Annotated in this window: 24 protein-coding genes; 19 read left to right on the forward strand and 5 right to left on the reverse strand. The window is 64.4% G+C overall.

Annotation, left to right across the window (positions count from 1 at the left end):
* Positions 1-142: 142 nt before the first annotated feature.
* The 3 genes from secY to map are packed head-to-tail and all read left to right on the forward strand — an operon-like array spanning position 143 to position 2,795.
* On the forward strand, positions 143-1,456 hold the full coding sequence (secY, locus tag BFN03_RS03545) for a preprotein translocase subunit SecY (RefSeq protein WP_070377851.1): 1,314 nt from the start codon (positions 143-145) through the stop codon (positions 1,454-1,456).
* Complete coding sequence (locus tag BFN03_RS03550) at positions 1,453-1,998, forward strand: adenylate kinase (RefSeq protein WP_070377852.1); 546 nt, start codon at positions 1,453-1,455, stop codon at positions 1,996-1,998. The genes secY and BFN03_RS03550 overlap by 4 nt, the downstream gene beginning before the upstream one ends.
* A complete protein-coding gene (gene map / locus BFN03_RS03555; RefSeq protein WP_070377853.1) occupies positions 1,998-2,795 on the forward strand; it encodes a type I methionyl aminopeptidase in 798 nt (265 codons plus the stop codon). Before BFN03_RS03550 ends, map begins: the two co-directional genes overlap by 1 nt.
* 53 nt (positions 2,796-2,848) lie before the next feature.
* Here map and dtd read toward each other — a convergent pair whose 3' ends face one another.
* Positions 2,849-3,286, reverse strand: coding sequence for a D-aminoacyl-tRNA deacylase (gene dtd, locus BFN03_RS03560; protein ID WP_070377854.1), 438 nt, complete (start codon positions 3,284-3,286; stop codon positions 2,849-2,851).
* 279 nt (positions 3,287-3,565) lie between these two features.
* Between dtd and infA the strand changes: the two genes are divergently transcribed.
* From infA to BFN03_RS03605, 9 genes are all read left to right on the forward strand, one after another.
* Positions 3,566-3,787, forward strand: coding sequence for a translation initiation factor IF-1 (infA, locus tag BFN03_RS03565; RefSeq protein WP_003418601.1), 222 nt, complete (start codon positions 3,566-3,568; stop codon positions 3,785-3,787).
* An 86-nt stretch (positions 3,788-3,873) separates the two neighbouring features.
* Positions 3,874-3,987, forward strand: a complete 114-nt coding sequence (gene rpmJ, locus BFN03_RS03570) for a 50S ribosomal protein L36 (RefSeq protein ID WP_003938068.1) — start codon at positions 3,874-3,876, stop codon at positions 3,985-3,987.
* A gap of 222 nt (positions 3,988-4,209) precedes the next feature.
* The gene (gene rpsM, locus BFN03_RS03575) at positions 4,210-4,584 is read left to right on the forward strand and encodes a 30S ribosomal protein S13 (RefSeq protein WP_005239677.1); all 375 of its coding nucleotides are present in this window, start codon (positions 4,210-4,212) and stop codon (positions 4,582-4,584) included.
* A complete protein-coding gene (gene rpsK / locus BFN03_RS03580; RefSeq protein ID WP_005239680.1) occupies positions 4,584-4,997 on the forward strand; it encodes a 30S ribosomal protein S11 in 414 nt (137 codons plus the stop codon). The genes rpsM and rpsK overlap by 1 nt, the downstream gene beginning before the upstream one ends.
* Positions 4,998-5,019: 22 nt before the next feature.
* Complete coding sequence (rpsD, locus tag BFN03_RS03585) at positions 5,020-5,625, forward strand: 30S ribosomal protein S4 (protein WP_070377855.1); 606 nt, start codon at positions 5,020-5,022, stop codon at positions 5,623-5,625.
* Between the two features lie 115 nt (positions 5,626-5,740).
* Complete coding sequence (locus BFN03_RS03590) at positions 5,741-6,802, forward strand: DNA-directed RNA polymerase subunit alpha (RefSeq protein ID WP_070377856.1); 1,062 nt, start codon at positions 5,741-5,743, stop codon at positions 6,800-6,802.
* A gap of 27 nt (positions 6,803-6,829) precedes the next feature.
* Entirely contained in the window at positions 6,830-7,408 is a 579-nt protein-coding gene (gene rplQ, locus BFN03_RS03595; protein WP_070377857.1) for a 50S ribosomal protein L17, read from the forward strand.
* A gap of 86 nt (positions 7,409-7,494) precedes the next feature.
* A complete protein-coding gene (gene truA / locus BFN03_RS03600) occupies positions 7,495-8,307 on the forward strand; it encodes a tRNA pseudouridine(38-40) synthase TruA (RefSeq protein ID WP_070377858.1) in 813 nt (270 codons plus the stop codon).
* Positions 8,308-8,370: 63 nt separating this feature from the next.
* A complete protein-coding gene (locus BFN03_RS03605) occupies positions 8,371-8,937 on the forward strand; it encodes an NADPH-dependent FMN reductase (protein WP_070377859.1) in 567 nt (188 codons plus the stop codon).
* On the opposite strand, the gene eccE is transcribed toward BFN03_RS03605, so the two are convergent.
* Entirely contained in the window at positions 8,934-10,586 is a 1,653-nt protein-coding gene (gene eccE, locus BFN03_RS03610) for a type VII secretion protein EccE (protein WP_070377860.1), read from the reverse strand. The two genes, BFN03_RS03605 and eccE, sit on opposite strands and share 4 nt — an antisense overlap.
* A gap of 109 nt (positions 10,587-10,695) precedes the next feature.
* On the opposite strand from eccE, the gene eccB reads away from it, so the two are divergent.
* Positions 10,696-12,174, forward strand: coding sequence for a type VII secretion protein EccB (gene eccB / locus BFN03_RS03615; RefSeq protein WP_070377861.1), 1,479 nt, complete (start codon positions 10,696-10,698; stop codon positions 12,172-12,174).
* Positions 12,175-12,247: 73 nt separating this feature from the next.
* Here eccB and mycP read toward each other — a convergent pair whose 3' ends face one another.
* A complete protein-coding gene (gene mycP / locus BFN03_RS03620; protein WP_070377862.1) occupies positions 12,248-13,642 on the reverse strand; it encodes a type VII secretion-associated serine protease mycosin in 1,395 nt (464 codons plus the stop codon).
* The gene (gene eccD / locus BFN03_RS03625; protein ID WP_070377863.1) at positions 13,639-15,108 is read right to left on the reverse strand and encodes a type VII secretion integral membrane protein EccD; all 1,470 of its coding nucleotides are present in this window, start codon (positions 15,106-15,108) and stop codon (positions 13,639-13,641) included. Before eccD ends, mycP begins: the two co-directional genes overlap by 4 nt.
* A 319-nt stretch (positions 15,109-15,427) precedes the next feature.
* Between eccD and eccCa the strand changes: the two genes are divergently transcribed.
* From eccCa to BFN03_RS03645, 4 genes are all read left to right on the forward strand, one after another.
* A complete protein-coding gene (eccCa, locus tag BFN03_RS03630; protein WP_070377864.1) occupies positions 15,428-19,429 on the forward strand; it encodes a type VII secretion protein EccCa in 4,002 nt (1,333 codons plus the stop codon).
* On the forward strand, positions 19,426-20,886 hold the full coding sequence (locus tag BFN03_RS03635) for a type VII secretion-associated protein (protein WP_232320428.1): 1,461 nt from the start codon (positions 19,426-19,428) through the stop codon (positions 20,884-20,886). Before eccCa ends, BFN03_RS03635 begins: the two co-directional genes overlap by 4 nt.
* A gap of 135 nt (positions 20,887-21,021) precedes the next feature.
* Positions 21,022-21,339 carry a WXG100 family type VII secretion target gene (locus BFN03_RS03640; RefSeq protein ID WP_070377865.1) on the forward strand — a complete coding sequence of 106 codons (318 nt, stop codon included), beginning with the start codon at positions 21,022-21,024 and terminating at the stop codon, positions 21,337-21,339.
* A 45-nt stretch (positions 21,340-21,384) separates the two neighbouring features.
* Positions 21,385-21,663 carry a WXG100 family type VII secretion target gene (locus BFN03_RS03645; protein WP_070377866.1) on the forward strand — a complete coding sequence of 93 codons (279 nt, stop codon included), beginning with the start codon at positions 21,385-21,387 and terminating at the stop codon, positions 21,661-21,663.
* Between the two features lie 77 nt (positions 21,664-21,740).
* Here the strand turns inward: BFN03_RS03645 and BFN03_RS03650 are convergent, their stop codons facing one another.
* The gene (locus BFN03_RS03650) at positions 21,741-22,193 is read right to left on the reverse strand and encodes an Lrp/AsnC family transcriptional regulator (protein WP_070377867.1); all 453 of its coding nucleotides are present in this window, start codon (positions 22,191-22,193) and stop codon (positions 21,741-21,743) included.
* 80 nt (positions 22,194-22,273) lie between these two features.
* Between BFN03_RS03650 and ddaH the strand changes: the two genes are divergently transcribed.
* Positions 22,274-23,230 (forward strand): dimethylargininase, encoded by a 957-nt coding sequence (gene ddaH / locus BFN03_RS03655; protein ID WP_070377868.1) that lies wholly within the window; start codon positions 22,274-22,276, stop codon positions 23,228-23,230.
* Positions 23,227-24,453 (forward strand): ornithine--oxo-acid transaminase, encoded by a 1,227-nt coding sequence (gene rocD / locus BFN03_RS03660; RefSeq protein ID WP_070377869.1) that lies wholly within the window; start codon positions 23,227-23,229, stop codon positions 24,451-24,453. Before ddaH ends, rocD begins: the two co-directional genes overlap by 4 nt.
* The last annotated feature ends 60 nt before the right edge of the window (positions 24,454-24,513 follow it).

Raw genomic sequence — 24,513 nt, forward strand, 5'->3', positions numbered from 1 at the left:
CTGCGGCCATTTACGGCTGCACACCCCGGTGCCCGCAGCAGGTCTCCGGACTTGTATGTTGTCGCCACTGTTAGAGTTCTAGAGTTCATCCACAGACAAGTCTTCAATGGCTCGTCTCCCTACAGTCGTGCCAGGAGGATCTTTGCTTTCCGCCTTCGTCTCGGCCCTCAGGACCCCGGACCTGAGGCGGAAGATCCTCATTGCGCTAGGGCTTGTTGCGCTGTATCGCATCGGTGCCATGGTGCCCTCTCCGGGCGTGAACTACGGCAACGTGCGCGCGTGTATCGATCAGCTGTCCGGCGGTGACACGGCGGGCATCTACTCGCTGATCAACCTGTTCTCCGGCGGCGCATTGCTCCAGCTGTCGGTGTTCGCGATCGGCATCATGCCCTACATCACGGCCAGCATCATCGTGCAGCTGTTGACGGTCGTCATTCCGAAGTTCGAGGAACTTCGGAAGGAAGGCCAGTCCGGCCAGGCGAAGATGACGCAGTACACGCGGTACCTCGCGGTTGCGCTGGCCGTGCTCCAGGCCACCGGCATCGTGGCGCTCGCATCGCGCGGCCAGCTGCTGCAGGGCTGCCAGGAGCCGATCCTCGCGGACGACAGCGTCTTCGGTCTGGTGATCATCGTGCTCGTGATGACCGCCGGTGCCGCCCTCGTCATGTGGTTCGGTGAGCTCATCACCGAGCGTGGCATCGGCAACGGAATGTCGCTGCTGATCTTCGCCGGAATCGCGTCTCGCCTGCCGTCCGAGGGCAAGGCCATCCTCGACAGCCGCGGCGGTCTGGTCTTCACGATCGTCTGCGTCGCCGCGCTCGCCATCATCGCGGGTGTCGTCTTCGTCGAGCAGGGCCAACGGCGGATCCCGGTGCAGTACGCCAAGCGCATGGTCGGCCGCAAGATGTACGGCGGTTCGTCGACGTACCTGCCGCTCAAGGTCAACCAGGCCGGCATCATCCCCGTCATCTTCGCGTCCTCGCTGCTGTATCTGCCGAACCTGATAGCGCAGCTAACCGGAGCGACGAGTTCGCTGAACCCCAGTTGGTGGCAACGGATCATCAACGAGTACCTGGTGAATCCGAACAACCCGGTCTACATGGCCATCTACTTCGGGCTGATCGTGTTTTTCGTGTTCTTCTACGTTGCGATCACGTTCAATCCGGAAGAGCGCGCCGACGAGATGAAGAAGTTCGGCGGCTTCATACCCGGTATCCGCCCGGGCCGCCCGACTGCGGACTATCTGAATTACGTACTCAACCGCATCACCGTTCCCGGCTCGATCTACCTCGGTTCCATCGCGGTCCTGCCCCAGATCTTCCTAGCGGGAGGCCAGACGGCGACCAGTATCTTCGGCGGTGCGGCCGTGCTGATTCTCGTCAGCGTCGCCCTGGACACGGTCAAGCAGATCGAAAGTCAATTGATGCAACGTAACTACGAAGGGTTCCTCAAGTGAGACTTGTCCTACTCGGTCCTCCAGGCGCCGGCAAGGGCACCCAGGCCGCGATTCTCTCGGAGAAACTCGGCGTTCCCCACATCTCGACCGGCGACCTGTTCCGTGCGAACATCGGCCAGGCAACCCCTCTAGGACTCGAAGCGAAGAAGTACCTTGACGCTGGGGATCTGGTGCCCAGCGAGATCACCAACAACATGGTCAAGGCCCGTGTCGCCGAGCCGGACTCGGCTAATGGCTTCCTTCTCGACGGCTTCCCGCGGACGATCAACCAGGCTCGAGCTCTCGACACGATCCTGGCGGATCTGAACACCAAACTCGACGGCGTCCTGTCATTCGTCGTGGACGAGGACGTCGTGGTCGAGCGGATGCTGGCCCGCGGCCGCACCGACGACACCGAGGACGTCATCCGCAACCGTCTCCGGGTGTATCGAGACGAGACGGCCCCGCTGCTCGACTACTACAAGAACGAACTGCTCACTGTCGACGCGCTCGGTGAGGTCGACGAAGTCAACGCTCGTGCGCTGGCAGCACTGGGCAAGTAATGGGCTTCGGGCGTAAGCGCAAGGTCGTTCCTTTTCGAACCTCGGGCGAGCTCGACGCGATGGCAGCAGCCGGTGCAATAGTCGGTGAGGCGCTGGTAGCGGTGCGTGCTGCGGCTGTGCCGGGTGTGAGCACGCTCGAACTCGACGAGGTGGCCGAGTCGGTCATCCGCGGCGCCGGCGCGGTGCCGTCCTTCAAGGGTTACCACGGGTTCACGGGTTCGATCTGCTCGTCGGTGAACGATCGAGTGGTGCACGGAATTCCCTCGGCAGAAGACATTCTCGCCGAGGGAGATCTCGTCTCCATCGACTGCGGTGCCATCCTCGACGGCTGGCACGGCGACTCCGCGTGGACATTCGGTGTGGGTGAGATCATCGAGGCGGACCGGCAACTCAGCGAAGCGACCAGGCTCTCGATGGAGGCGGGTATCGCAGCGATGGTTCCGGATAGCCGCCTTACCGACGTCTCGCACGCGATAGAGCTGGGAACCCGTTCCGCAGAGCGCACACACGATCGGAAATACGGCATCGTCGAAGGCTACGGCGGTCACGGTATCGGCCGGGAGATGCACATGGAACCCTTCCTCGCAAACGAGGGAAGTCCGGGTAAGGGTCCGCGGCTCGTGGTCGGTTCGGTTCTGGCGATCGAACCCATGTTGACGCTCGGCACCACCGATACCGTCGTTCTCGACGATGATTGGACGGTCGTCACCTCCGACGGCTCGCGCGCTGCGCATTGGGAGCATACGGTCGCGGTCACCGAGGACGGCCCACGCATTCTCACTTTGCGCCCGGAGTAGGCCTCGCCCGGAGAAGGCCGGCGCCTGGTCGTGCGAACCTACGTCCTGCGAACCTACACCTCGATCAGCAGGGTCACCGGTCCGTCGTTGATCAGGCTGATCTCCATGTGTTCACCGAATACGCCGGTCTCGACCGTCGCGCCCAACTCCCGCAATGCCGCCGTGAACGCCCCCACCAGTGGTTCGGCCACCGGTCCGGGGGCGGCGGCCGACCAGGTCGGGCGGCGACCGCGGCGTGTATCGGCCATCAGCGTGAACTGACTGGCGACCAGCAGAGGTGCGCCTTGGTCGGCAGCGGACTGCTCGTCATCGAGGATCCGCAGCGTCCACACCTTCTTCGCAAGCATCGCGGCCTTCGCCTCGTCGTCGGAATGGGTGACTCCGACGAGGACCAGTAACCCGTGCCCACCGTCTCGTGGCGTGATCCGAGCGACCTCGGAGTCGCCGACTCGGATCGACGCGGTGGTTACTCGCTGTACCAAAGCGCGCATATGCACAATCCCTCGAAGGAGTCGGGTCGGATGGAGCGAATGCCGACGAGGTCGGCGATTGTCGGGAGATAGGCGGACCCTGCGCGAGTCACATTTGGCCTGGTGAGCAAATTCCCGTAACATCGTTTGGCGGTGCGCTATGCGTGCCGGTTGTCTGCGTGCCTAGTGTTGGATTCGATCCGGATTTCTCACAGTCTCGGTCGGTGAAGAACCCATCGGGCGCCACGGTAACGGAAACAGATGCAATAAGCACGTCAAACCACATGGATCGCGGAGGATATGGCTAAGAAGGATGGGGCCATCGAGGTCGAGGGACGAGTAGTCGAGCCGCTGCCCAATGCGATGTTCCGCATTGAGCTCGAGAACGGCCACAAGGTTCTCGCCCACATCAGCGGAAAGATGCGTCAGCACTACATTCGCATCCTCCCGGAAGATCGCGTCGTCGTAGAGCTCTCACCCTACGACTTGTCGCGTGGACGCATCGTTTACCGGTACAAGTAAAGCTTCCCCGGCCGACCAGGTCGGGGAGAAGTATGCCCGCTGCGGAACTTCGCAGTGGGCTGCCACAAAACAGGAGATCAGAAGACGTGAAGGTTCAGCCGAGCGTCAAGAAGATCTGCGAAAAGTGCAAGGTGATCCGTCGTAACGGTCGGGTCATGGTGATCTGCGAGAACCTGCGCCACAAGCAGCGTCAGGGTTAGATCGCCGCTTTTCGAGGATCTGCTTGGCAACAAGCAAAAGATGACCTTCCAGCACCAGCCAGTACTCACGGCTCTCGAGCAGGTACTGGTTCACCCCCGGCACGGAGGCCGGGGCCCCACTGAGTTAGTTGAAGCAATTCCGGTCCCGGGATCGGCGGCGTTTGAAGAGGCACAGGGGATGGACTGGGAGCAGACCTCCGCACACCGATAGGAAATGCCACCATGGCACGTCTCGCAGGTGTCGATCTTCCCCGCGAAAAGCGGATGGAGATCGCACTTACATACATCTACGGCATCGGCCGTACCCGCTCCAAGGAGATCCTGGACGCCACCGGCGTCAGCCCGGATCTGCGGAGCAAGGATCTCTCGGATGAGGATCTGGCCAAGCTCCGCGAGTACATCGAGGAGTCGCTCAAGGTTGAGGGTGACCTTCGCCGCGAGGTCCAGGCCGACATCCGGCGCAAGATTGAGATCGGCTGCTACCAGGGCCTGCGCCACCGTCGTGGACTGCCCGTGCGTGGTCAGCGCACCAAGACCAACGCCCGCACCCGCAAGGGTCCGAAGCGCACCATTGCCGGCAAGAAGAAGGCGAAGTAATGCCCCCCAAGTCACGGAGCACCGGTCCCAAGAAGACCCAGAAGGCGCGTCGCAGGGACAAGAAGAACGTCCCGCACGGTGCCGCTCACATCAAGAGCACATTCAACAACACCATCGTGTCCATCACGGACCCCGCCGGGAACGTGATTTCCTGGGCGTCCTCGGGTCACGTCGGCTTCAAGGGGTCGCGCAAGTCGACTCCGTTCGCCGCTCAGCTCGCTGCCGAGAACGCAGCTCGCAAGGCGCAGGAGCACGGTGTCAAGAAGGTCGACGTCTTCGTCAAGGGTCCCGGATCCGGACGTGAGACCGCGATCCGCTCGCTTCAGGCTGCAGGCCTCGAGGTCGGCACCATCTCCGATGTCACCCCCCAGCCGCACAACGGCTGCCGTCCGCCCAAGCGGCGCCGGGTCTAGCGGGAAGGATAGGTAGAAGAAAATGGCACGTTATACCGGACCCGTTACCCGCAAGTCGCGTCGTCTGCGCGTCGACCTCGTTGGAGGCGACCAGGCGTTCGAGCGCCGTCCCTACCCGCCGGGCCAGCACGGCCGCGCGCGGATCAAGGAGAGCGAGTACCTGCTCCAGCTGCAGGAGAAGCAGAAGGCCCGCTTCACCTATGGCGTCATGGAGAAGCAGTTCCGCCGGTACTACAAGGAGGCGAACAACCGCCCCGGCAAGACCGGTGAAAACCTGCTCCGCATCCTGGAGTCGCGTCTCGACAACGTCGTCTACCGCGCCGGACTGGCCCGGACGCGCCGCCAGGCTCGTCAGCTGGTCACCCACGGCCACCTTCTGGTGAACAACAAGAAGGTCGACATCCCCAGCTACCGGGTCTCCCAGTACGACATCATCGATGTCAAGGAGAAGTCACTGTCCACGCTTCCCTTCCAGGTCGCACGTGAGACCCAGGGTGACCGCCCGGTTCCGGGTTGGCTGCAGGTTATCGGTGGACGCCTCAGGATTCTGGTTCACCAGCTTCCCGAGCGTGCGCAAATCGACGTTCCGCTGCAGGAACAGCTGATCGTCGAGTACTACTCGAAGTAGGCAATTCAGTGCTCGCGTGTGGTCGAGGAGTTCCTTTGCTACTCGGCCACACGCGGGCCTGAGGCCTTTCCCATCGTGGGCGTCAAATAGCGGGCGTCCGTACAGGAGGAAATCAATGCTCATCTCTCAGCGACCCACGTTGACCGAAGAGGTCATCGCTGACAACCGCTCGAAGTTCGTCATCGAGCCCCTCGAGCCAGGCTTCGGGTACACCCTCGGCAACTCGCTGCGGCGCACGCTGCTCTCGTCGATCCCCGGCGCTGCTGTCACCAGCATCCGCATCGACGGGGTTCTCCACGAGTTCACCACGGTTCCCGGGGTGAAGGAGGATGTCACCGACATCATTCTGAACCTCAAGGGTCTCGTCGTGAGCTCCGAAGAGGACGAGCCGGTCACCATGTACGTCCGCAAGCAGGGCCCCGGCACTGTGACCGCAGGCGACATCGTGCCCCCGGCCGGCGTCACTCTGAACAATCCGGATTTGCACATCGCCACCCTGAACGACAAGGGGAAGCTGGAGATCGAGCTCGTCGTCGAGCGCGGTCGTGGCTACGTCCCTGCCGTCCAGAACAAGGCGTCAGGCGCAGAGATCGGCCGGATCCCGGTCGACTCGATCTACTCGCCGGTGCTGAAGGTCACTTACAAGGTGGAAGCTACCCGCGTCGAGCAGCGCACCGACTTCGATCGGCTGGTGCTCGATGTGGAGACGAAGAACTCCATCACCGCTCGGGACGCGCTTGCTTCTGCAGGCAAGACCCTGGTTGAGCTCTTCGGCCTTGCCCGTGAGCTGAACGTCGAAGCAGAAGGCATCGAGATCGGACCCTCGCCTGCCGAGGCCGATCACATCGCCTCGTTCGGACTGCCCATCGAGGATCTGGACCTGACCGTCCGTTCCTACAACTGCCTCAAGCGCGAAGGTGTTCACACCGTCGGTGAGCTTGTCGGCCGTACCGAGTCCGATCTGCTCGACATCCGCAACTTCGGACAGAAGTCCATCGACGAGGTGAAGGTCAAGCTGCATTCGCTCGGCCTGGCCCTCAAGGACAGCCCCGCGTCCTTCGATCCCAGCACGGTTGCCGGCTATGACGCCGCTACCGGAACGTGGAGCGACACGGACACCGGTTCCTTCGGTGACTCCGAGGGCACCGAGGACTACGCCGAGACCGAACAGCTCTAGCTCACGGTCCCTTACTAGGAGAACATCATGCCCAAGCCCAAGAAGGGTGCCCGCTTCGGCGGGTCGGCTTCGCACCAGAAGGCGATCTTCGCCAATCTGGCAACCGCGCTCTTCGAGCACGGTCGTATCACCACCACGGAGGCCAAGGCAAAGGCTCTGCGCCCGTATGCCGAGAAGCTCGTGACCAAGGCAAAGGGTGGATCCCTGGCCGATCGTCGCGAGGTTCTGCGGGTCATCCGCGACAAGGATGTCGTGCACACCCTGTTCGCGGAGATCGGCCCGTTCTACGCCGATCGGGACGGTGGCTACACCCGCATCATCAAGACGGTCCCCCGCAAGGGCGACAACGCTCCGATGGCAGTCATCGAACTCGTCAAGGAGAAGACCGTCACCTCCGAGGCCGACCGCGCACGTCGCGTGAAGGCATCGCAGGATGCGCCGGCCGCTGCTGCCGCCGCCGAGGAGAGCGCTTCCGCCGAGACCGTCGTCGAGGCTGATGCGACTGACGCCGAGGCCGACAACGCCGATGCGGTCGTCGAGGCCAACGAGGGCGAGTCCGCCGCGGCGGCCGACGCTCCCGAGGCCGACGAGGCCAAGAAGGACTAGTCCACTTGGCTTCGGCAGACGCTGAATCGAACGAGCCCGTCGTCCCACCAAGGGACGGCGGGCCCGTTTCGTATGAGAGCAGGCGCTTGCGGCTCGACATCTCCTATGACGGAACAAACTTTTCTGGGTGGGCCCGTCAGGCGGGCCTGCGCACGGTGTGCGGGGAGATCGAGGAGAAACTCGGTGCTGTCCTGCGTACCCCCCTGCAACTCACCGTTGCGGGACGCACCGATGCCGGGGTTCACGCCACCGGCCAGGTTGCACATGTCGACGTCCCGGTCGATGCGCTGCCGGAAGACCCTTCCATGTTGGTCCGCAGGCTCGCACGCTTCTTGCCGAAAGACGTACGTATCAAGCGGGTCTCCTTCGCACCGGACCACTTCGACGCACGATTCTCCGCGACCCGCAGGCATTACGAGTACCGGTTGACCACCGCGGTGTATGGCGCGGATCCCCTCAGGGCCCGGGACATTGTGTCCTACCCGAAAGTTCTCGACCTCGAGCTGATGCGCACGGCATCGGCAAAGCTGTTGGGTCTGCACGATTTCGCCGCGTTCTGCAAACGTCGGGAGGGTGCGACGACTGTTCGTGACCTGCAGCGATTCGACTGGGAACGCGACGGTGACTTGTTCACGGCTTTCGTCAGTGCCGACGCGTTCTGCTGGTCGATGGTGCGCAGTCTCGTGGGCGCCGTCCTCGCGGTGGGGGAGGGTCGCCGCGATGTCAGGTGGATCGAGGATCTGCTTCGCGAGACGTCACGGTCGAGTTCGATCCTGGTGGCGCCGGCCCACGGGTTGTCGCTCGTGCGCGTCGACTACCCTGCCGATACAGATCTGGAAGCGCGCAATCAGATCACCCGAGATGTTCGGACGGTGCCGGAACGGTGTTGCGGCGAGTGAGGGAATCAACGCCACCGGGTAGCGGTGACGAGACCCTACGATGACCCTGGGAAGGAGTCTTCGATGACCGCAGTCGCACCTGTCCGGGTCGAGATCATCATCGGATCCACGAGAGTGGGGCGTATCGCCCCCGTCGTCGCCGGCTGGTTTGTCGAACGCGCCCGCGCCTATCCGGGAATCGATGTGGGAGTGATCGATCTCGCGGAGACTCCGCTCCCGCAGGATTTCGCCGCTTCCCCTGTCACCGATGGGTTCCGGGACCGGATCGCGCGTGCCGACGGGTTCGTGGCGGTGACTTCCGAGTACAACCACGGATATCCGGCCGCGCTGAAGACAGCGTTCGACAGCGTCAAACACGAATGGCGCTCGAAGCCGATCGGATTCGTGTCATACGGAGGATTGTCGGGTGGGCTTCGGGCAACCGAACAGTTGCGTCAGGTGGTTGCCGAACTGCACATGGTGTCGGTGCGGCAGGGCGTGAGTTTTCACCAGGTGCGAAAGCAATTCGACGCAGAAGGGCAGACCGCGGACGGTGCCGCGATCGACTCTGCGAATCGCATGCTGGCTCAACTGGTGTGGTGGGCCGAGTCCGTCCGCGCTCAGCGAGCGAAAGATCCCTATCCCGGCTAGCGATACCGGTAGGCGGGTTGGTATTCGTCTACAACTCGAGGCAGGCCGATGAACGCGGTCTCGGAAGATATGGTGACGAGCGTCAATTCGATGCTGGTCCCGCCGGTGGACAGGAGAATCCGGTCACCGAGCGCATTCGGCTGGACGATGGACAGGTCGGGTTCGGCACTCGGCCACTGGCTCGGATCACCGTAGAGGTAGATCGCGGTAACGCCTGCCCGCGGCGGCAGCGCAGCGACGCCGTCGAACACCACGGTGTTGAACCGGTTGTCGGACTCTCGGTTGGGTCCCGCGGTGCGCAGGCGGTCGGGCGTTGCAATCGAGTCGATCAAGGACGCCCATGCCTCGGGGCGATCGGTGTGAATGAGCACCCGTGCCCCCGTGGCGATGGCCCGAAACACCAGCTGCTGAGCAAGATACAACTCGCCCGCGACGTAGACCAAGTTCACCCCCGGACCCGCGACGCGGGCGGTGATTCCGTGGCCGTTGTCATCGGAGCCGATGAGCTGGCCACAGCCGGCGGGAGGCAACTGAAGCGCGCGCAGGTCGGCAACGGGAACGTCGGTCAGCGGCATCACATCGTCCAGATCGGAGACCGCGAGGGGAAGGTTGGACAGCAGACCGTCCCGGTGGCGGCCCTGCATCGAGATCAGTCCGGGAATCGTCAGCGGTTCGGGAAGGGTACGCGTCGTCATCCGGCAGGCCGCGCCGATTTTGACCTGCCCGTCGATTTCGCTGGGCCGGAGCCGGATCGTCACCGTCGTACCGAGGCTGGCGGGAACCCAGAGCCTGGCAAGGAAGTCCCTGTTCAGATACGAGGGGTCGACGCCGTAGCCGGTGTTGCAGACGCCCGGAAGCGGTGCGTGGTCCCAGGTTTCGGTGAACGTCCTCGGGTCAGCGCCTCCGCTGATCTGCAGTGCGGCGGAGTCGACTTCCGGCGCAGTGAGGATGCGGGCTCGGCAGCCGGATTCGGCGAGGGTACGAACAACACGGCTCGCGGCGATAGTGATGGCGCGGGAAGCGCCTTCCTCGCCGCCGCCGCGCCTGGCCACTGCCTCGACATTTTCTGTGGCGTCGAATCGCAGGGCGAGCCACACGATCCGGTTTGCCGTCGCCGGTAGCGGGCCCACCAGCCGGTCGTACACGTCGGTGGCGGGCGTGCCCGAGGCGACGCGATAGCCGTGGCTTACGACATCGATTCCGCTCAGTGAAATATCGTGCTGCTCGAGACATGCCGCGAGCGCATAGGTGGGAAGTTCGTGCGTCAGCCGAAATCCGTCGCGGGTGATCTGGGTCAGGCTACCTGCAGGTGGAATGACCTCGACGACGGCGACGACGCTTCCGCCCTCCCACCGGAGCCCGACGGACAGACCTGTCGGTGCCTGGAAGCTGACGGTTCGAGATGGCGCCTGCTCGGTCTTGGTCAAGTACCGCCAACCCGTCCGGACCCAATCGACGCTCGACCGACCCCCTACCCGTACGAGCATGACGAGAACAAGGAGGGTAACGACGGCAAGCGCGCCCCACCACACCAGTCCGAGCATCGAGGCTACGACGCCACCTGCGACGCCTATGAACTGGGCGGCAATGACGGTGCTTGCCGAAAACCGTTCTGACAACGGCTGACGTCTGACACGCGAACGGTCCACGGTTCCTCCCCCTGTACCTGAACCAGCAGACCGCTACCGTCCGCCGTGAAGACTTTCGGTGGAACTGTACTGTGTCACCTCGAGCGCAGCGCAGCACGGGGGAGGAACAATGGCTTCAACGCCCACCACTCGGTGGCAGGTCAACGGGTATCGCTTTCTGGTCAGGCGGATGGAGCATGCGCTGGTTCGTCGTGACGTGCGGATGCTGCACGACCCCATGCGGGCTCAGTCACGCGCTCTCGTCGTGGGGGTCGTGATCGCCTCGCTCGGGCTCGCTGCGTGTGCGGCACTCGCCCTCTTCCGCCCACAGGACAAGATCGGCAACGCCTCGATCGTCGTCGGCAAGGACTCGGGCGCAATGTTCGTGGTGATGGGAGACACTCTTCGGCCCGTGCTCAACCTCGCGTCAGCCCGGTTGATCATCGGCAAGCCCGAGAACCCGGTGATCGTGAAGGAATCCGAGATCGAATCGCGACCGCGTGGAGCGCTCGTCGGGATTCCCGGAGCGCCGTCCGCATTGCCCCCGGGGGACCCCGCGGCGAAGACCCCATGGACTGTGTGCGATTCGATCGCTGCGGACGGAAATCGTTCCGTCACCACATCGATCATCGTCGGTGAGAAAGAAGTTGTCGAGGACGGTTCGGTCCTGGCCGGAAGTCGAGGGCTGCTCGTTTCGACAAACGACGTCTCATACCTGTTGTATGACGGCAAGCGCGCGAGGATCGATCTGAACGATCCAGCGGTCGTTCGGGCGCTGGGTCTGGAAGGGGCACGGCCGCGGCCGGTCAGTGCGGGACTTGTCAACGCCGTTCCCGAGGTGCCACCACTCGCGGTTCCGGACATCCCAGGCGTAGGTGATCAGCCGCGATTCGCATTGCAGGGCAAGGTCGTGGGCTCAGTCTTCGAGTCGAAGCTCCCTTCCGAGACCTCGTACTACGTCGTGCTGCACGACGGAATCCAAAAGATCAGCTCAGCCGTCGCGAACCTGATCTTCCTCTCGAACTCGCACGGCGACACGGAGATGCCCAGCGTCACACCCGACACCATCAGGGGGATCAAGTCGGTGGAGCAGATCGAGGTGGCACATTTTCCGGAGTCGGCGCCGGAGGTTGTCGCAGCATCGGAAAATCCAGTCAGTTGCGCTACCTGGAAGCCCCTTCGCGGCGCGGATGGATCCGATTCGAGTGGACCCGCAGCCGAGCTGACGCTCTTCGCGGGTCGTACACTCCCCATCCCGGATACCGCTCGCCCGGTCAGGCTGGCGCAGGCGGACGACGCTGGTGACAACGCCGATTTCGTCTACGTCCAACCCGGTAGGAGTGGCTTCTTCCAATCCACGGGGATAGAGCCGACGAGTACGCGGCGTGACAGCACATTCTTCGTCGCGGACACGGGAGTCAGGTTCGGTATTCCCGACGACGATGCCGCCGAGGCATTGGGTCAGGTAGGCACGAAACCCCTTGCGCCGTGGCAGATCCTCGGGCTCCTGGCACAGGGACCGTCGCTGGGGAAATCGTCGGCACTGGTTGCGCACGATGGTGTGGCCCCCGATCCCCGCCCCGCACCGATCGCGTCCGGCTCCAACTAGAGACGGAAAGATATGTTCGCCGTCGGCAACGATGTCGGTGCCGACGGCGAACAGCGCCGAGGGGAAGCGGCGGTCAGCCGCGCCCCGAGGCCTTGGATTGGAACCGTCGACGGATCGGGAACGATGCCAGGACGCCGAGTACCAGCAGCGCGCTGAGGGTCCCGGCAGTCGCTAGTGCGATGTCACGAGGCCGGTGGTCCGGGGGAGTGGTGGGCGGAAGCGCATCGATCTCGACTGAGCGAGGCTCGGCGAGCGGAACCCCCTCGAGCGGAATATCGGCGGTGACCGCGGCGAGCGGGTCGATGATGCCGTGGCCGACGGAAGGATTCCAGCCTTCCGCCGGGGCGTGTGCCGTTGCCTCGATCCGGGCCATGACCTGCTGCGCGGACAGTTGCGGGAATCGCGATCGGACAAGCGCGACCGTCGCCGAGACGTAGGGGGCTGCGAAACTCGTTCCGTCCACCGCCTGCGCGGCGCCCTGTGCGGAGTACGTGGTGTCCGTCAGAGCATCGGTTGTGGGGTGCAGCGACGTGATACCGCTTCCCGGGGCGGCGACGTCGACCCACGGACCGGCGAGACTGAACTCGCTCGCTGATCCGTCCCGGTCGACGGATCCGACGGTGAGGACGTAGTCGTCGTACCAGGCGGGAGTCGCGATCGTACTGACGGAGTCCCACAGGTTCGCGCCGGGCCGGAGTGGGTCCACCGCGGGATTCTGGATCTTGCATCCGCTCGGATCGAGGTTGCCTGCCGCGGCAACGACCACCGCGTCCTTCACTCTGACGGCGTATTCGACGGCGGAACCCAGGTACCGGTCTCCGCTGCCGATTCCTTCGGCGGCCGTCTTGCAGGCAACCTCGGAGATGTTGATGACGGTGGCTCCCTCGTCCGCAGCTTGCCGGATCGCCGCCGCCATCGTCACCACGTTTCCGTACCCGCCCACCGAGTTCCCCGCATTGTCGATCTCGTCGATCTGACCTTTGGCGCTGTACGCACTGCTCGTTTGCCGGATGGTGAGGATCCGGGATTCCGGTGCGCCCCCGGAGAACCCCGAACCGGGAACCTGCTTGGCGCCGATCAGACCGGCGACCAACGTGCCGTGCGCGTCGCAATCGGTGGTCCCCGTCTCGTTCGCCACCAGATCGCCACCGTCGATCAGATCGGGCAGGCGCGGATGCGGCGAGACGCCGGTATCGATGACCGCGACGATCTGACCCTCGCCGCGGGTGATGGGCCAGACCGATGCGAAGTCGAGGTCACGCTGAGCAACTGGGACGTCGGGGCCGTCAGCTACGTTCGCAGCACCTTTGCACGGTCGGCGTTGCTCGACCGGTGTGTTGTCCGGCGGGGGAACGAGACCTGGGTCGATGGGGGCGGGAACCACGGCGGAAGCCCCGCCCTGACCCAGGACCGCGGCGATCGACAGTACCGCTGTGGCCAGGACGAGGTGGGCGGGCCGGCGCCTCACAGTCCACGCATCAACGAGTAGAGGCCGGTCACCCAGCACACCAGGGGAATGATCGACGCGATCAGCGCGAGGTCGATCAGTTCGGCGATGCGCCGCATGACGGGCGAGAATTCCTGGCGGGGGGCGAGGATTCCCAGTACCAACGCACCGACGGCGAACGCGATCGCGACCCCGAACACGGCGATGGCGGCGCCGGGCGCTGCAACGGCCGCGGCGGTGAGCAGCAGGGCCAGGATCGCGACCCCACCGGCGATCAGCGGGACGGCCTGCTCCGCGCTGCTGTAGGTGCGTCCTCGGAACATCAGGGTCGCTGCGGTGGCCGCGGCGAGTGACACACCCGGCCATGAGATGCCGGCGTCCGCACCGGTGTGAGCGGCCATCAGCGCGCCAGCCACGGCGAGCGCCGTCATCGCACCGACCAGCCCGGTGAGGTACTTGCGGGCACGCGCCGCACGTTGCGCGAGGGAATCGAACGAGGGCATGGTCACTTCGTCGTCGGGATCGTCCTCGGACGGATCGACGGACGTACCGGGCGCGGGGACGGGCGGCAGTGGAAGCTTCGCCAGCAGGATCGACACCCGTGCTGAGAGGGCCAGGCCGATCAGAGCGGCCGCAGCGACGCCCGCTCCGATCGCGGCCACCGAGTTGCCGGTCAGCGTGCCCACGAGCGCGGCGAGGGAACCGAACAGGGAAAACGCCGACAGTCCGGTGAACAGCCTCAGCCCGGCACCACCGAGTCTGAGTGCCAGAACGGATGTGGTGCCCGCCAGCACGAGCCCGAGGAGGGCGTGCGGGGCGGCGAGGTCGCCGGGCACGAAGAGCATGCCCGCGGCGAATGCGAGCGGGACAGCGCACCCGCTGAGAACTACCGAGCTCGCCGCGTCTGCATAGATGCGGCCGGTGACCGCCCCGGCAGTCAGGAAGAGGAGTGCCGTCAGGAGAGCGCACCCAGCTCCGAGGAGTCCTGCCGCAGCGGAATCGGACGACAGTAGTGCGAATGAGGCGACGACAGTCCCGAGCACGGCAGCGACGGAGCCGACCACCCGTGCGGCGCCCCGGGTCCACTCCCGGTCCTTTTCGGCGTCGGCGATCGCGACGTTGTACATGATGTCGTCGAACAGGGGCGGTGGGGCGCTGGCCTGCACACTCTCCAGAATCAGCAGGTCGCCGTCGCGAATTCCGTGCTCGTGCAAGGTCAGAGTGGTCGACAGCGGTGACTGGCCGATCTTCGCGAGCACCCACTCGCTTGGTTCGTACTGCTCGAGCGAATCGTCGAAGTCGTTGGTGCCGCGATGGTTGCGGATGGTGTCGACGATCCCGGGAATGAGGATGGCGAGTGGCACACTGAACGGCACAGCCATGTCGACCTGCGAATGTGTCGAAAGCACGGTGATCCGGCACAAGTCGGTGGCGGCGCTGGGACGGACGTTCGACGCGGTCCCACGCGGTTCATGGGCGATGGACACTGTTAATTCCCCCAACTCTTCCGGCGCGACAACCCCGCTGCGCCGCCTAGACGTGATCGACGATCGTCCACAGATCGTCGTGCGATTTGATCACGGGAACCCTACGTCACGGCGATCGTGGTCACCAGTGAGTACTCGGCGTCGGGGAAACAGGGACGACCGAAGGACCTCCACTATGCGCGATACCGGCGATCGGCTAGCCTCTTTCACCGCGGCTCGAGCAATGGCACTGCAGGTCGAGCAACAGCGGGCATCCACCTCTCCGGGATCGGATTTGCTGTGATGTCCAGGTCGGTTTAGCTATGGGGGGACTGGGCAAGTGAGCACCATTCGGTTCGTGCGCAAGGCGCGCCGCGAGATCCCGCGCATTCCGGGTGGTGAGGTGAGCTTGCAAGCACCTCCGGAGATACCCCGCCTCGTCCCGGGCAACCTCGTCACCAAACTCCTTCCACTTGTCATGGTTGTGGCCGTGGTCGGGATGGTGGCACTGATGTTCACCTCGGGGATGGCCCGGAACCCGATGTCGATGCTGTTTCCCATCATGATGATGGTGTCGATGCTCGGCATGCTTGCCGGTGGCGGGCGCGGTGGCCCGAAAGCCTCCGAGGCCAACGAAGACCGGAAGGATTACCTTCGCTATCTCGATCAACTGCGTCGTGATGTCAGCGAAACCAGCGAGCAGCAGCGCAAAGCGCTCGAGTGGAGCCACCCCGAACCCGGGTTGTTGTGGACGATCGCAGGCACGGCACGTATGTGGGAGCGCCGTACCACCGATCCCGACTACTGCCATGTGCGGGTCGGTAGAGGGAGTCAAAGGCTCGCCACCCGCCTGATAGCACCGGAGACCGGACCGGTCGACGATCTCGAGCCAGTTTCGGCGGTGTCCTTGCGCCGATTCGTCCGTGCGCATTCGGTGGTCCAGAATCTGCCCACAGCAGTTTCGTTGCGCGGGTTCGCCGCGATCTCGGTCGAGGGTGAGCGGGCTGCGGCGCGTTCGATGTTGCGGTCCATGCTGATGCAGTTGTGCGCATTCCACGGGCCGGACAACCTTCTGGTTGCGGTCGTGTGCGGGCCGGACACCGAGCGCGAGTGGGACTGGGTCAAGTGGCTGCCACATGCGCAGCATCCGGAATCTTCCGACGGCGTCGGCTCATCTCGCATGATCTACGGGTCGATCCTCGAACTCGAATCAGCGCTCGGTCCTCAGTTGTCAGTGCGTAATCGCTTCTCGCGCAATGCTCCTGCTGCGCCGGGTGTGCCGCAGATCGTGATTGTGGTGGACGGCGGAATTCTCGAGGGCGAATCCGGAATGATCACCGACGGTGGCATCGACTCGGCGACCGTCCTCGACATCAGCGGTTTCTGCCCACGCCTGACCGCCACACGCGGACTCCGGTTGGTGACCGAGGAGGGCTCCATCGGTGCCCGCAGTGGGACGGGCGTAGAGATGTTCGCGACAGCGGACCTGGTCAGCGCGCATCAGGCGGAGACCCTGGCCCGACGTCTCGCACCGTATCGAACGGCATCGCAGACGGCTGTCGATGCGGGAGATGACGATCAGCCCGCCGCGACGTGGAGTCAGATGCTGGGTGTCGGCGATGTCGGCCGGCTCAACCCGGAGCACGCGTGGCTTCCCCGGCAGGGCCGAGATCGGCTCAGGGTTCCGATCGGTGTGGGCGCCGACGGTCAACCCGTAGAGATCGACCTCAAGGAGTCGGCGGAAAACGGTATGGGCCCCCACGGCCTGTGTATCGGTGCCACCGGATCGGGAAAGTCCGAGTTCCTGCGAACACTGGTCCTCGGGCTCATCGCGACGCATTCGCCCGACGCGCTCAATCTCATCCTCGTCGACTTCAAAGGTGGTGCCACCTTCCTCGGACTCGAGGACGCCCCTCACGTCGGAGCGGTCATCACCAACCTGGCCGAGGAACTGGCCATGGTCGACAGGATGCGGGACGCACTGGCCGGGGAGATGAATCGGCGTCAGGAACTTCTGCGTGCGTCAGGCAACTTCGCCAATGTCACCGAGTACGAGAAGGCGCGGCAGGCCGGCGCAGACCTCGATCCTCTGCCTGCCCTGTTCATCGTGGTGGACGAGTTTTCCGAGCTGCTCAGTCAGCAGCCTGAATTCGCGGACCTCTTCGTCGCCATCGGGCGCCTCGGCCGGTCGCTGCACATTCACCTGCTCCTGGCGAGCCAGAGACTCGAAGAGGGGAAGTTGCGGGGGCTCGACAGCCACCTTTCCTACCGAATCGGGCTCAAGACGTTCTCGGCCAACGAATCACGCACCGTCCTTGGCGTTCCCGACGCCTATCACCTTCCGGCCGCACCGGGTGCCGGGTACCTCAAATGTGATTCGGCGGAGATCGTCCGCTTTCAAGCCTCCTACGTGTCCGGCACGTATGAGGGTGAACGAATCCCGAGCGTGCAACGCTCGGGCGAAACGACGGTAGAGCTGCGCCCCAAGATCTTCACGGCCTCGCCCGTTGCCGTCGACATCGTCGAGATCCCAGACGAACCACAGCCATTCGCCCTCGAGGAGACACCGGCCGAGACGCGAACCACCATCGACGTTGTGGTGGAACGGGTCAGAAATCACGGATCGAAGGCCCACGAAGTGTGGCTCCCGCCGCTCGACGAGGCGCCCACTCTCGACCAGATGCTTCCGAGGTCCGCACTCACCGAACCCGTTCCCGCGCTCAGTTCGCTGCGTGCGCCCATCGGCATCATCGACCGCCCCTACGATCAGCGACGCGACCTGCTGATCGTGGACCTTTCCGGGTCCACCGGAAACATGGCCGTGGTCGGCGGGCCGCAGTCGGGCAAATCGACCGCGCTGCGCACGCTGATCATGTCGTTGTCCGCCACGCACTCCGCCGAGCAGGTGCAGTTCTACTGCCTCGATTTCGGTGGCGGCACTCTGTCCGGACTGGCAGACCTCCCGCATGTCGGTTCTGTTGCCAACCGACTCGACGTCGACCGGGTGCGCCGCACCATCGCGGAGATGAGCTCCATCGTGCGACAGCGTGAAGAGAGCTTCCGCGATCTCGGCGTCGAGTCGATGGCCGAGTTCCGACGTCTACGTGCGTCCGATCCCGAAACCGGTGCGCTGGCGGCTGGTGTTGCTCAGGATCCGTTCGGGGACGTCTTCTTGGTCATCGATGGCTACGGCAGCGTTCGCCAGGACTTCGAGGCACTCGAGCAGCAGATCACCAACCTTGCGTCCCAGGGTTTGTCGTACGGTGTGCACGTTGTGCTCACAGCCTCACGCTGGGGTGAGATCAGGCCGGCGCTCAAGGACCAGCTTGGTATGCGGATCGAACTGCGTCTCGGCGATCCGTCCGACTCCGACCTCGGCCGCAAGGCGGCGTCACTCGTTCCCGAGGGCAGGCCTGGACGTGGCATGACGCGGGACGGCCTGCACCTGCTCATCGGCTTGCCGAGATTCGACGGGAGCTCCGACCCGACCGACCTGGCGTCCGGTGTGGCGCACGCCGTGTCGTCGATCGCCGACGCAACGCAAGGGAGGCACGCGCCCGCCGTGCGCATGCTGCCCGAACAGATCGCACGCGACGAGGTGCTTCGCGCAGCGGGCTCGTGGCCGTCATACGTCGACCCCGCCCGCAAGTGCCTGCAGGTTCCCATCGGTCTCGACGAAGCCGAGCTTGCCCCCGTGTTCCTGAACTTCGCCGAGCAACCACACTTCCTGGTGTTCGGCGACAGCGAGTGCGGGAAGACGACACTGCTGCGCAACATCTGCGAAGGCATCATGGCGTCGAACACCGGCAAGCAGGCGAAGATCATCGTCGGCGACTACCGGCGCACGATGCTCGGAGTCGTCGAGTCCGAGCACCTCGCCGCCTATGCTCCCTCCTCGGACCTGTTGACGACGAACATGAACGATCTCGCGAACGTGCTGCGATCCCGTATGCCGAGCGCGGACGTGAGCCAGCAACAACTGCGCGACCGCTCATGGTGGAGCGGCCCGGAGATATTCGTGGTCATAGACGACTACGACCTCGTCGTGACGTCCAGCGGCAACCCTGTCGCCGCGATCGTCGAATACCTGCCGCATGCCAGGGATATCGGATTCCATCTGATCATTGCTCGCCGTTCCGGAGGTGCGGCGCGTGCACTGTACGAGCCCGTGATCGCGCGGATGCGCGACCTGGTGTCCGCGGGTCTCGTGATGAGCGGCAGTCGCGACGAAGGCAATCTCATCGGAACGGTGCGACCGAGCGCCATGCCTCCCGGCCGGGGCACGCTGGTCACCCGCGGCGGTAGCGGCCTCGTCCAACTCGCGTGGATGCCCCCGCAGTGACGTCGGTCGTCGCGATTCACCTCACAGAGTCGGGCATGTGGTGCAGTGGCCGGGGGACGAGATCGGCGACGGTTCCTACGGTTCGCGCGCAGAGCGACGGAACCGTGTCGGTGTTCGCCGCGGTCGAGTCCGATCACGCGATGACGCCACTCTGCTTCGTCGACGACGAGTACATCGATGTCGATGGTGGTGTCGTTGCAGTGTCGGATGCTCTGGCCGCGGTCCTGAGCTTCGGGATCGACGATGTCGGGGAGTCACTGCCGATCGAAACGGCGGTTCTGTCCCATCCGACGGAGTGGGGGTCCGCACGGCGGGACACTCTGTCCCGCGCCGGAGCCAGGGTCGCGTCCACCACCGTCTTGGTGCCCGTCTCGGTCGCGGTTGCTCAGAGTGCAGCGGTCTCCGGCGGCCGATGGGTGGTGCTCGAATGCCGGGCCGTGGGGGCGACTGCCAGCTACGTGGTCGGCGAGGCCGGCGAGTACCGGGTCCAACACTGTGAGCACGACTCGGCTCTGTGCGTCGAGGAGGCGCCCGTCGAACAGACCCGAGAGATCGTGAAACTGGCCAAGCGTGCCTGCGGCGATCGGCCGGTGGATGGAGTCCTCGTGACGGGCATCCGCGATCCTTCCAGTTGGGAATCGATGCGCGATGCCGCGCTCGCCGGGTTCGCCTCGAATGTTCAGGTCCGCTGCATTCCCGAGGACGCGGTCGCCCGCGTACTCGAAGCGGGTATGCGAGACGAACTGGCGCGATCGCCGATCATGGTTGTGCCGCAATCGAACTGGCTCGGTCCTGCATTGCGGCGATCCGGCCGCGACCGCCGAAGGTACCCGAGGTCGGCCTTTGCTGCCGTGGTCGCGGTGGTGGCCGTTGTCCTCGGGGCGGTACTCGCGTTCGCTTTCGTGCAGACGGATCGGACGGGTGATTCCGTTCGGGCCGCGGACTCGCGTGCCGCATCGGAAGCACCGACGCCACCCACGACCGGAGCGCCGTCCGCCGCCACCGCTCCGGACGCGGGAAGGGGGGATCTCCATTTGGACGGTGTTCGCGTGACGCTGCCGGACGGATGGTCGGAGCGGAAATCATCGTCGGAGGCATCCTCAGGTATGCGGGCTGAGTTGATTCCCAACGGCGGAGCGGACAGGCGAATCATCGTTACGCAGAATGTGGTTCAGCGCGGTACCGGCTACGACGAAGTCGCGGCGGCGTTGTCGGAGAAGATCGCGCAGCGTGGCAGTCCCGGTCTGTTCGGCGATGTGGAACGGGACGTCGTCTTCGGAGGCCGGCCTGGAATCTCGTACGGCGAATTTCCGGACGCGAGTTCATCGGTGTCGTGGCACGTGCTCGTCGAACGCGGTCGACAGGTGAGCGTCGGTTGTCAGTTCCTGACCGGGGACTGGGAGTCGATCTCACGCGAATGCGAGGGGGTCGTGCGGTCGCTGATCATCGCTGAGTGATCGACGATGTTCTCTTCGCGAGGAAATCTTCCACAGTGGTGGAACCGATTGGGCGGCTGATGCGTCCAATCTTGTGTAGCGGTGGATCGGGCAGTCCAGTGGGGGCCGCCGCACCGAGAGACAGAAGGAGTCACAATGGCGGGAGTTGTTACCGATGTTGCCCAGATGCAGGCGGCGGCCGGTCACGTCGAGGACGTGAACGCTCAGCTGCAGGCAACCATCAACGGTCTGAAGGACCGCTGCGAAGCCTCGCGCGAGTCGTGGGAGGGATCCGCGCAGGCGGCATTTGCGCAACTCATGGTCCGGTACGGCGACGCGTCGCGCCGCCTGCAGCAGGCGCTCGACGAGACGGCGACGAAGATTCGTGAGAACGGCAAGGGGTACGACGCCGCCGAGCAGGCCAACATGGAAGCAATCCACGCGGCTGGCGCCTCGGGATCGCTCGACCTCTGACGACGCTCGCCTTCGCAACAATCCGCACACAAACAGGAGCAGGTAATGAAGTATTCGTTCGAGCAGTTGCAGCAACTGGCCAACGATATCCGGCAGAACGAGGCGAAGCTTCGTGAGACTCACGACGAGCTGCAGGGGTACGTCCGCGGACTCGTCGAGACCTGGGAGAGCGGTGCCCGCGAGAACTACCAGGCGGTCCAGGCGCGGTGGGACAGCTCCCACAACGACCTTCTGCAGGTTCTGAACACGATCGCGAAGGTCGTCGAAGACGGCTCCATCGACATGAAGAGTGCAGAAGACCGGAACGCCACTGCGTGGCTCTGATTGTCTCGAACCACCTCGAGTGCCCCGGCGGAGCAACCCGCCGGGGCACTCGTGTCTTACCGGAAGTGACGGCCCGATCAGCTTGTAGGCGATATCAGTCTGCTCAGGGCGATGCTGCTCTTGGTCTGGAGCACCGCTGGCTCGGACCGTAGATTCTCGAGTGTCCTTTCCAGATGAGCGGTGTCGGTGGTGCGTACGCGGAGCAGGGCGTTGGCGTCGCCGGTGACGGTGTACGCCTCGAGGACCTCGGGGTGCCGGGAAACGATCCGCGCGATCTCCGCCGCGGAGGTACGTCCGCTGCAGTGCAACTCTACGAACGCCTCGACATCGTGGCCGAGCGCGCGGGCGTCGAGCGCCGCATGGAATCCGGTGATCACTCCGGAGGCGACCAACCGATCCACACGGCGCTTCACAGCGGGAGCGGATAGCCCTACCTCTGCACCGATTGCCGCGAAACTGGACCGTGCGTTGCGCTCCAGGTGCGCAACGATCAACCGATCCTGGCTGTCCAAACGCAACGAACCACTCATATGAGACAATACTAACGCATTGTTCAGGTCTTCCGAGGAGTGGATACTGGTCTCAATGACGTCGATCGAGGGGAGCGGAAATGGCGCCCACTGCTATCGAGTCAGAACACGCGCACGAAGGGCGTGCTCAGGAGCCGGACGTCGGCGCGCGCGAGGTCCGGCACGCTCGTACGCGGAGCTACCTGATGTGCCCGCCCACGTATTTCGATGTCGTCTACGCCATCAACGAGTGGATGCACCCTGACGAACCGGTAGATCGCGATCGTGCGATGTCGCAGTGGTCCACCCTCGTGGATACCTACCGGCGACTCGGGCACGAAGTCCTGACGATCGATCCCGTTCAGGATCTGCCCGACATGGTGTTCGTCACCGACAGCGGACTTGTCGTCGATGGGGTGGCTCTCGGTGCCCGGTACCGATCCCCCGAACGGCGCGCCGAGGCGGAGTACGTGTTTCAGTGGTTTCGGCGTAACGGGCTGATCCGGCCGGCATTACCGCGATTCGTGAACGAGGGCGAGGGCGACTTTCTGGTGGTCGGTGACACGATTCTCGCCGGAACCGGCTTCCGGTCCGACCCGAGGTCGCACGCCGAGGCGTCGGCACACCTGGATCGCCCGGTGATCACCTTGGAACTGGTGAATCCTCGCTACTACCATCTCAATACGGCGCTCGGTGTGCTCGACGAGTCCACCATCGCCTACTTGCCCGCGGCGTTCTCCGCCGAGAGCCGCGCAATGCTCGAGCGTATGTACCCCGACGCGGTCATCGCCGCCGAGTCCGACACCGAGTGGCTCGGGCTCAATCTGGTCAGTGACGGCGCCAATGTGGTGCTGCCGGTGCAGGCTACGCACCTTGCGCAGCAGTTGTCCGCTCGCGGATACGAACCCGTGCAATTGGACTATTCGGAGTTCCTCAAATCGGGGGGCGGAATCAAATGCTGCACATTGGAACTGCGCGGATTCCGCGAGCTCCGCGACCGCGGGCCCACGACGAAGGAAAGCAAGGGGACACAGGAAAGCGAGGGTGAGAAGCAATGAAGGACGGTCTCGCTTCTGTGTCGGATGCCACGCGGGTGGAGTTGAACAGGGCTGATGAACACAGCGCGCACAACTACGCCCCATTACCCGTCGTGATCGAGTCTGGCGCTGGATCGTGGGTGAAGGGAATCGACGGTGTCGATTACCTGGATGTTCTCGCCGGATACTCCGCACTCAATTTCGGCCACGCGCATCCGAGCCTTCTGCGGGTGGCGCGGGAACAACTCGGCCGGCTGACTCTGACGAGTCGCGCATTCCAGCACGATCGGTTCGCGTCCTTCTGCGAAGACTTGGGCCGACTGTGCCGCAAGGAGGCCGTTCTACCGATGAACACCGGCGCGGAGGCCGTCGAGACCGCGCTGAAACTTGCCCGCAAGTGGGGCTACGAGGTCAAGAAGGTTCCGGCGGACCGGGCCGAGGTGATCACGTGCACCGGGAACTTCCACGGTCGCACCATCGCCCTCGTGGGATTCTCGTCCGATCCCGATGCGTACACCGGATTCGGGCCGTACCCGCCCGGATTCCGGTCCGTCCGATACGGCGACGCCGAGGCGCTCGAGTCCGCGATCACGGACGACACCGTGGCGGTGCTCTTCGAACCTATCCAGGGTGAGGCGGGTGTTCTGGTGCCGCCCGATGGCTACCTGGCGGCGGTGCGCGACATCTGCACCCGACACGGCATCTTGATGATCGCGGACGAGATCCAGAGTGGTCTCGGGCGGACGGGCGATACCTTCGCGTGTGATCACGAGGATGTGACGCCGGATGTCTACGTCCTGGGCAAGGCGCTCGGAGGTGGCCTGATGCCGGTCTCGGCAGTAGTGGCCGACTGGTCGGTGATGAAAGTGATCCGTCCGGGGCAGCATGGGAGCACGTTCGGCGGCAACCCGCTCGCCTGCGCGGTGGGTAGCGAAGTGGTGAGGATGCTCGAGACCGGTGAGTATCAGCAGCGAAGCCGTGAGCTCGGTGACTATCTGCACGGCATGTTGTCTCAACTGCCTGTCGATCATGTATCTGAGGTGCGAGGACGCGGGTTGTGGGCGGGTGTGCAACTCGCTGACGGAATGCCGTCCGCGCGGGTGGTCTGTGAACGACTCCTCGCGCGAAGGGTTCTCGCGAAGGATGCTCACGAAGGAACGATCCGCATAGCGCCGCCGCTGGTGATCGAACGTGACGAGCTGACGTGGGCGGTCGAGCAGTTGGCCGGTGCGCTTGCAGGCTGATTTTGACCCCGTGGTCGCACGACCGGTATCGTTCACGGTTGGCGTGCCGTGCGTCGCCGC

Source organism: Rhodococcus sp. WMMA185 (genome assembly GCF_001767395.1).
GTDB lineage: Bacteria > Actinomycetota > Actinomycetes > Mycobacteriales > Mycobacteriaceae > Rhodococcus_F.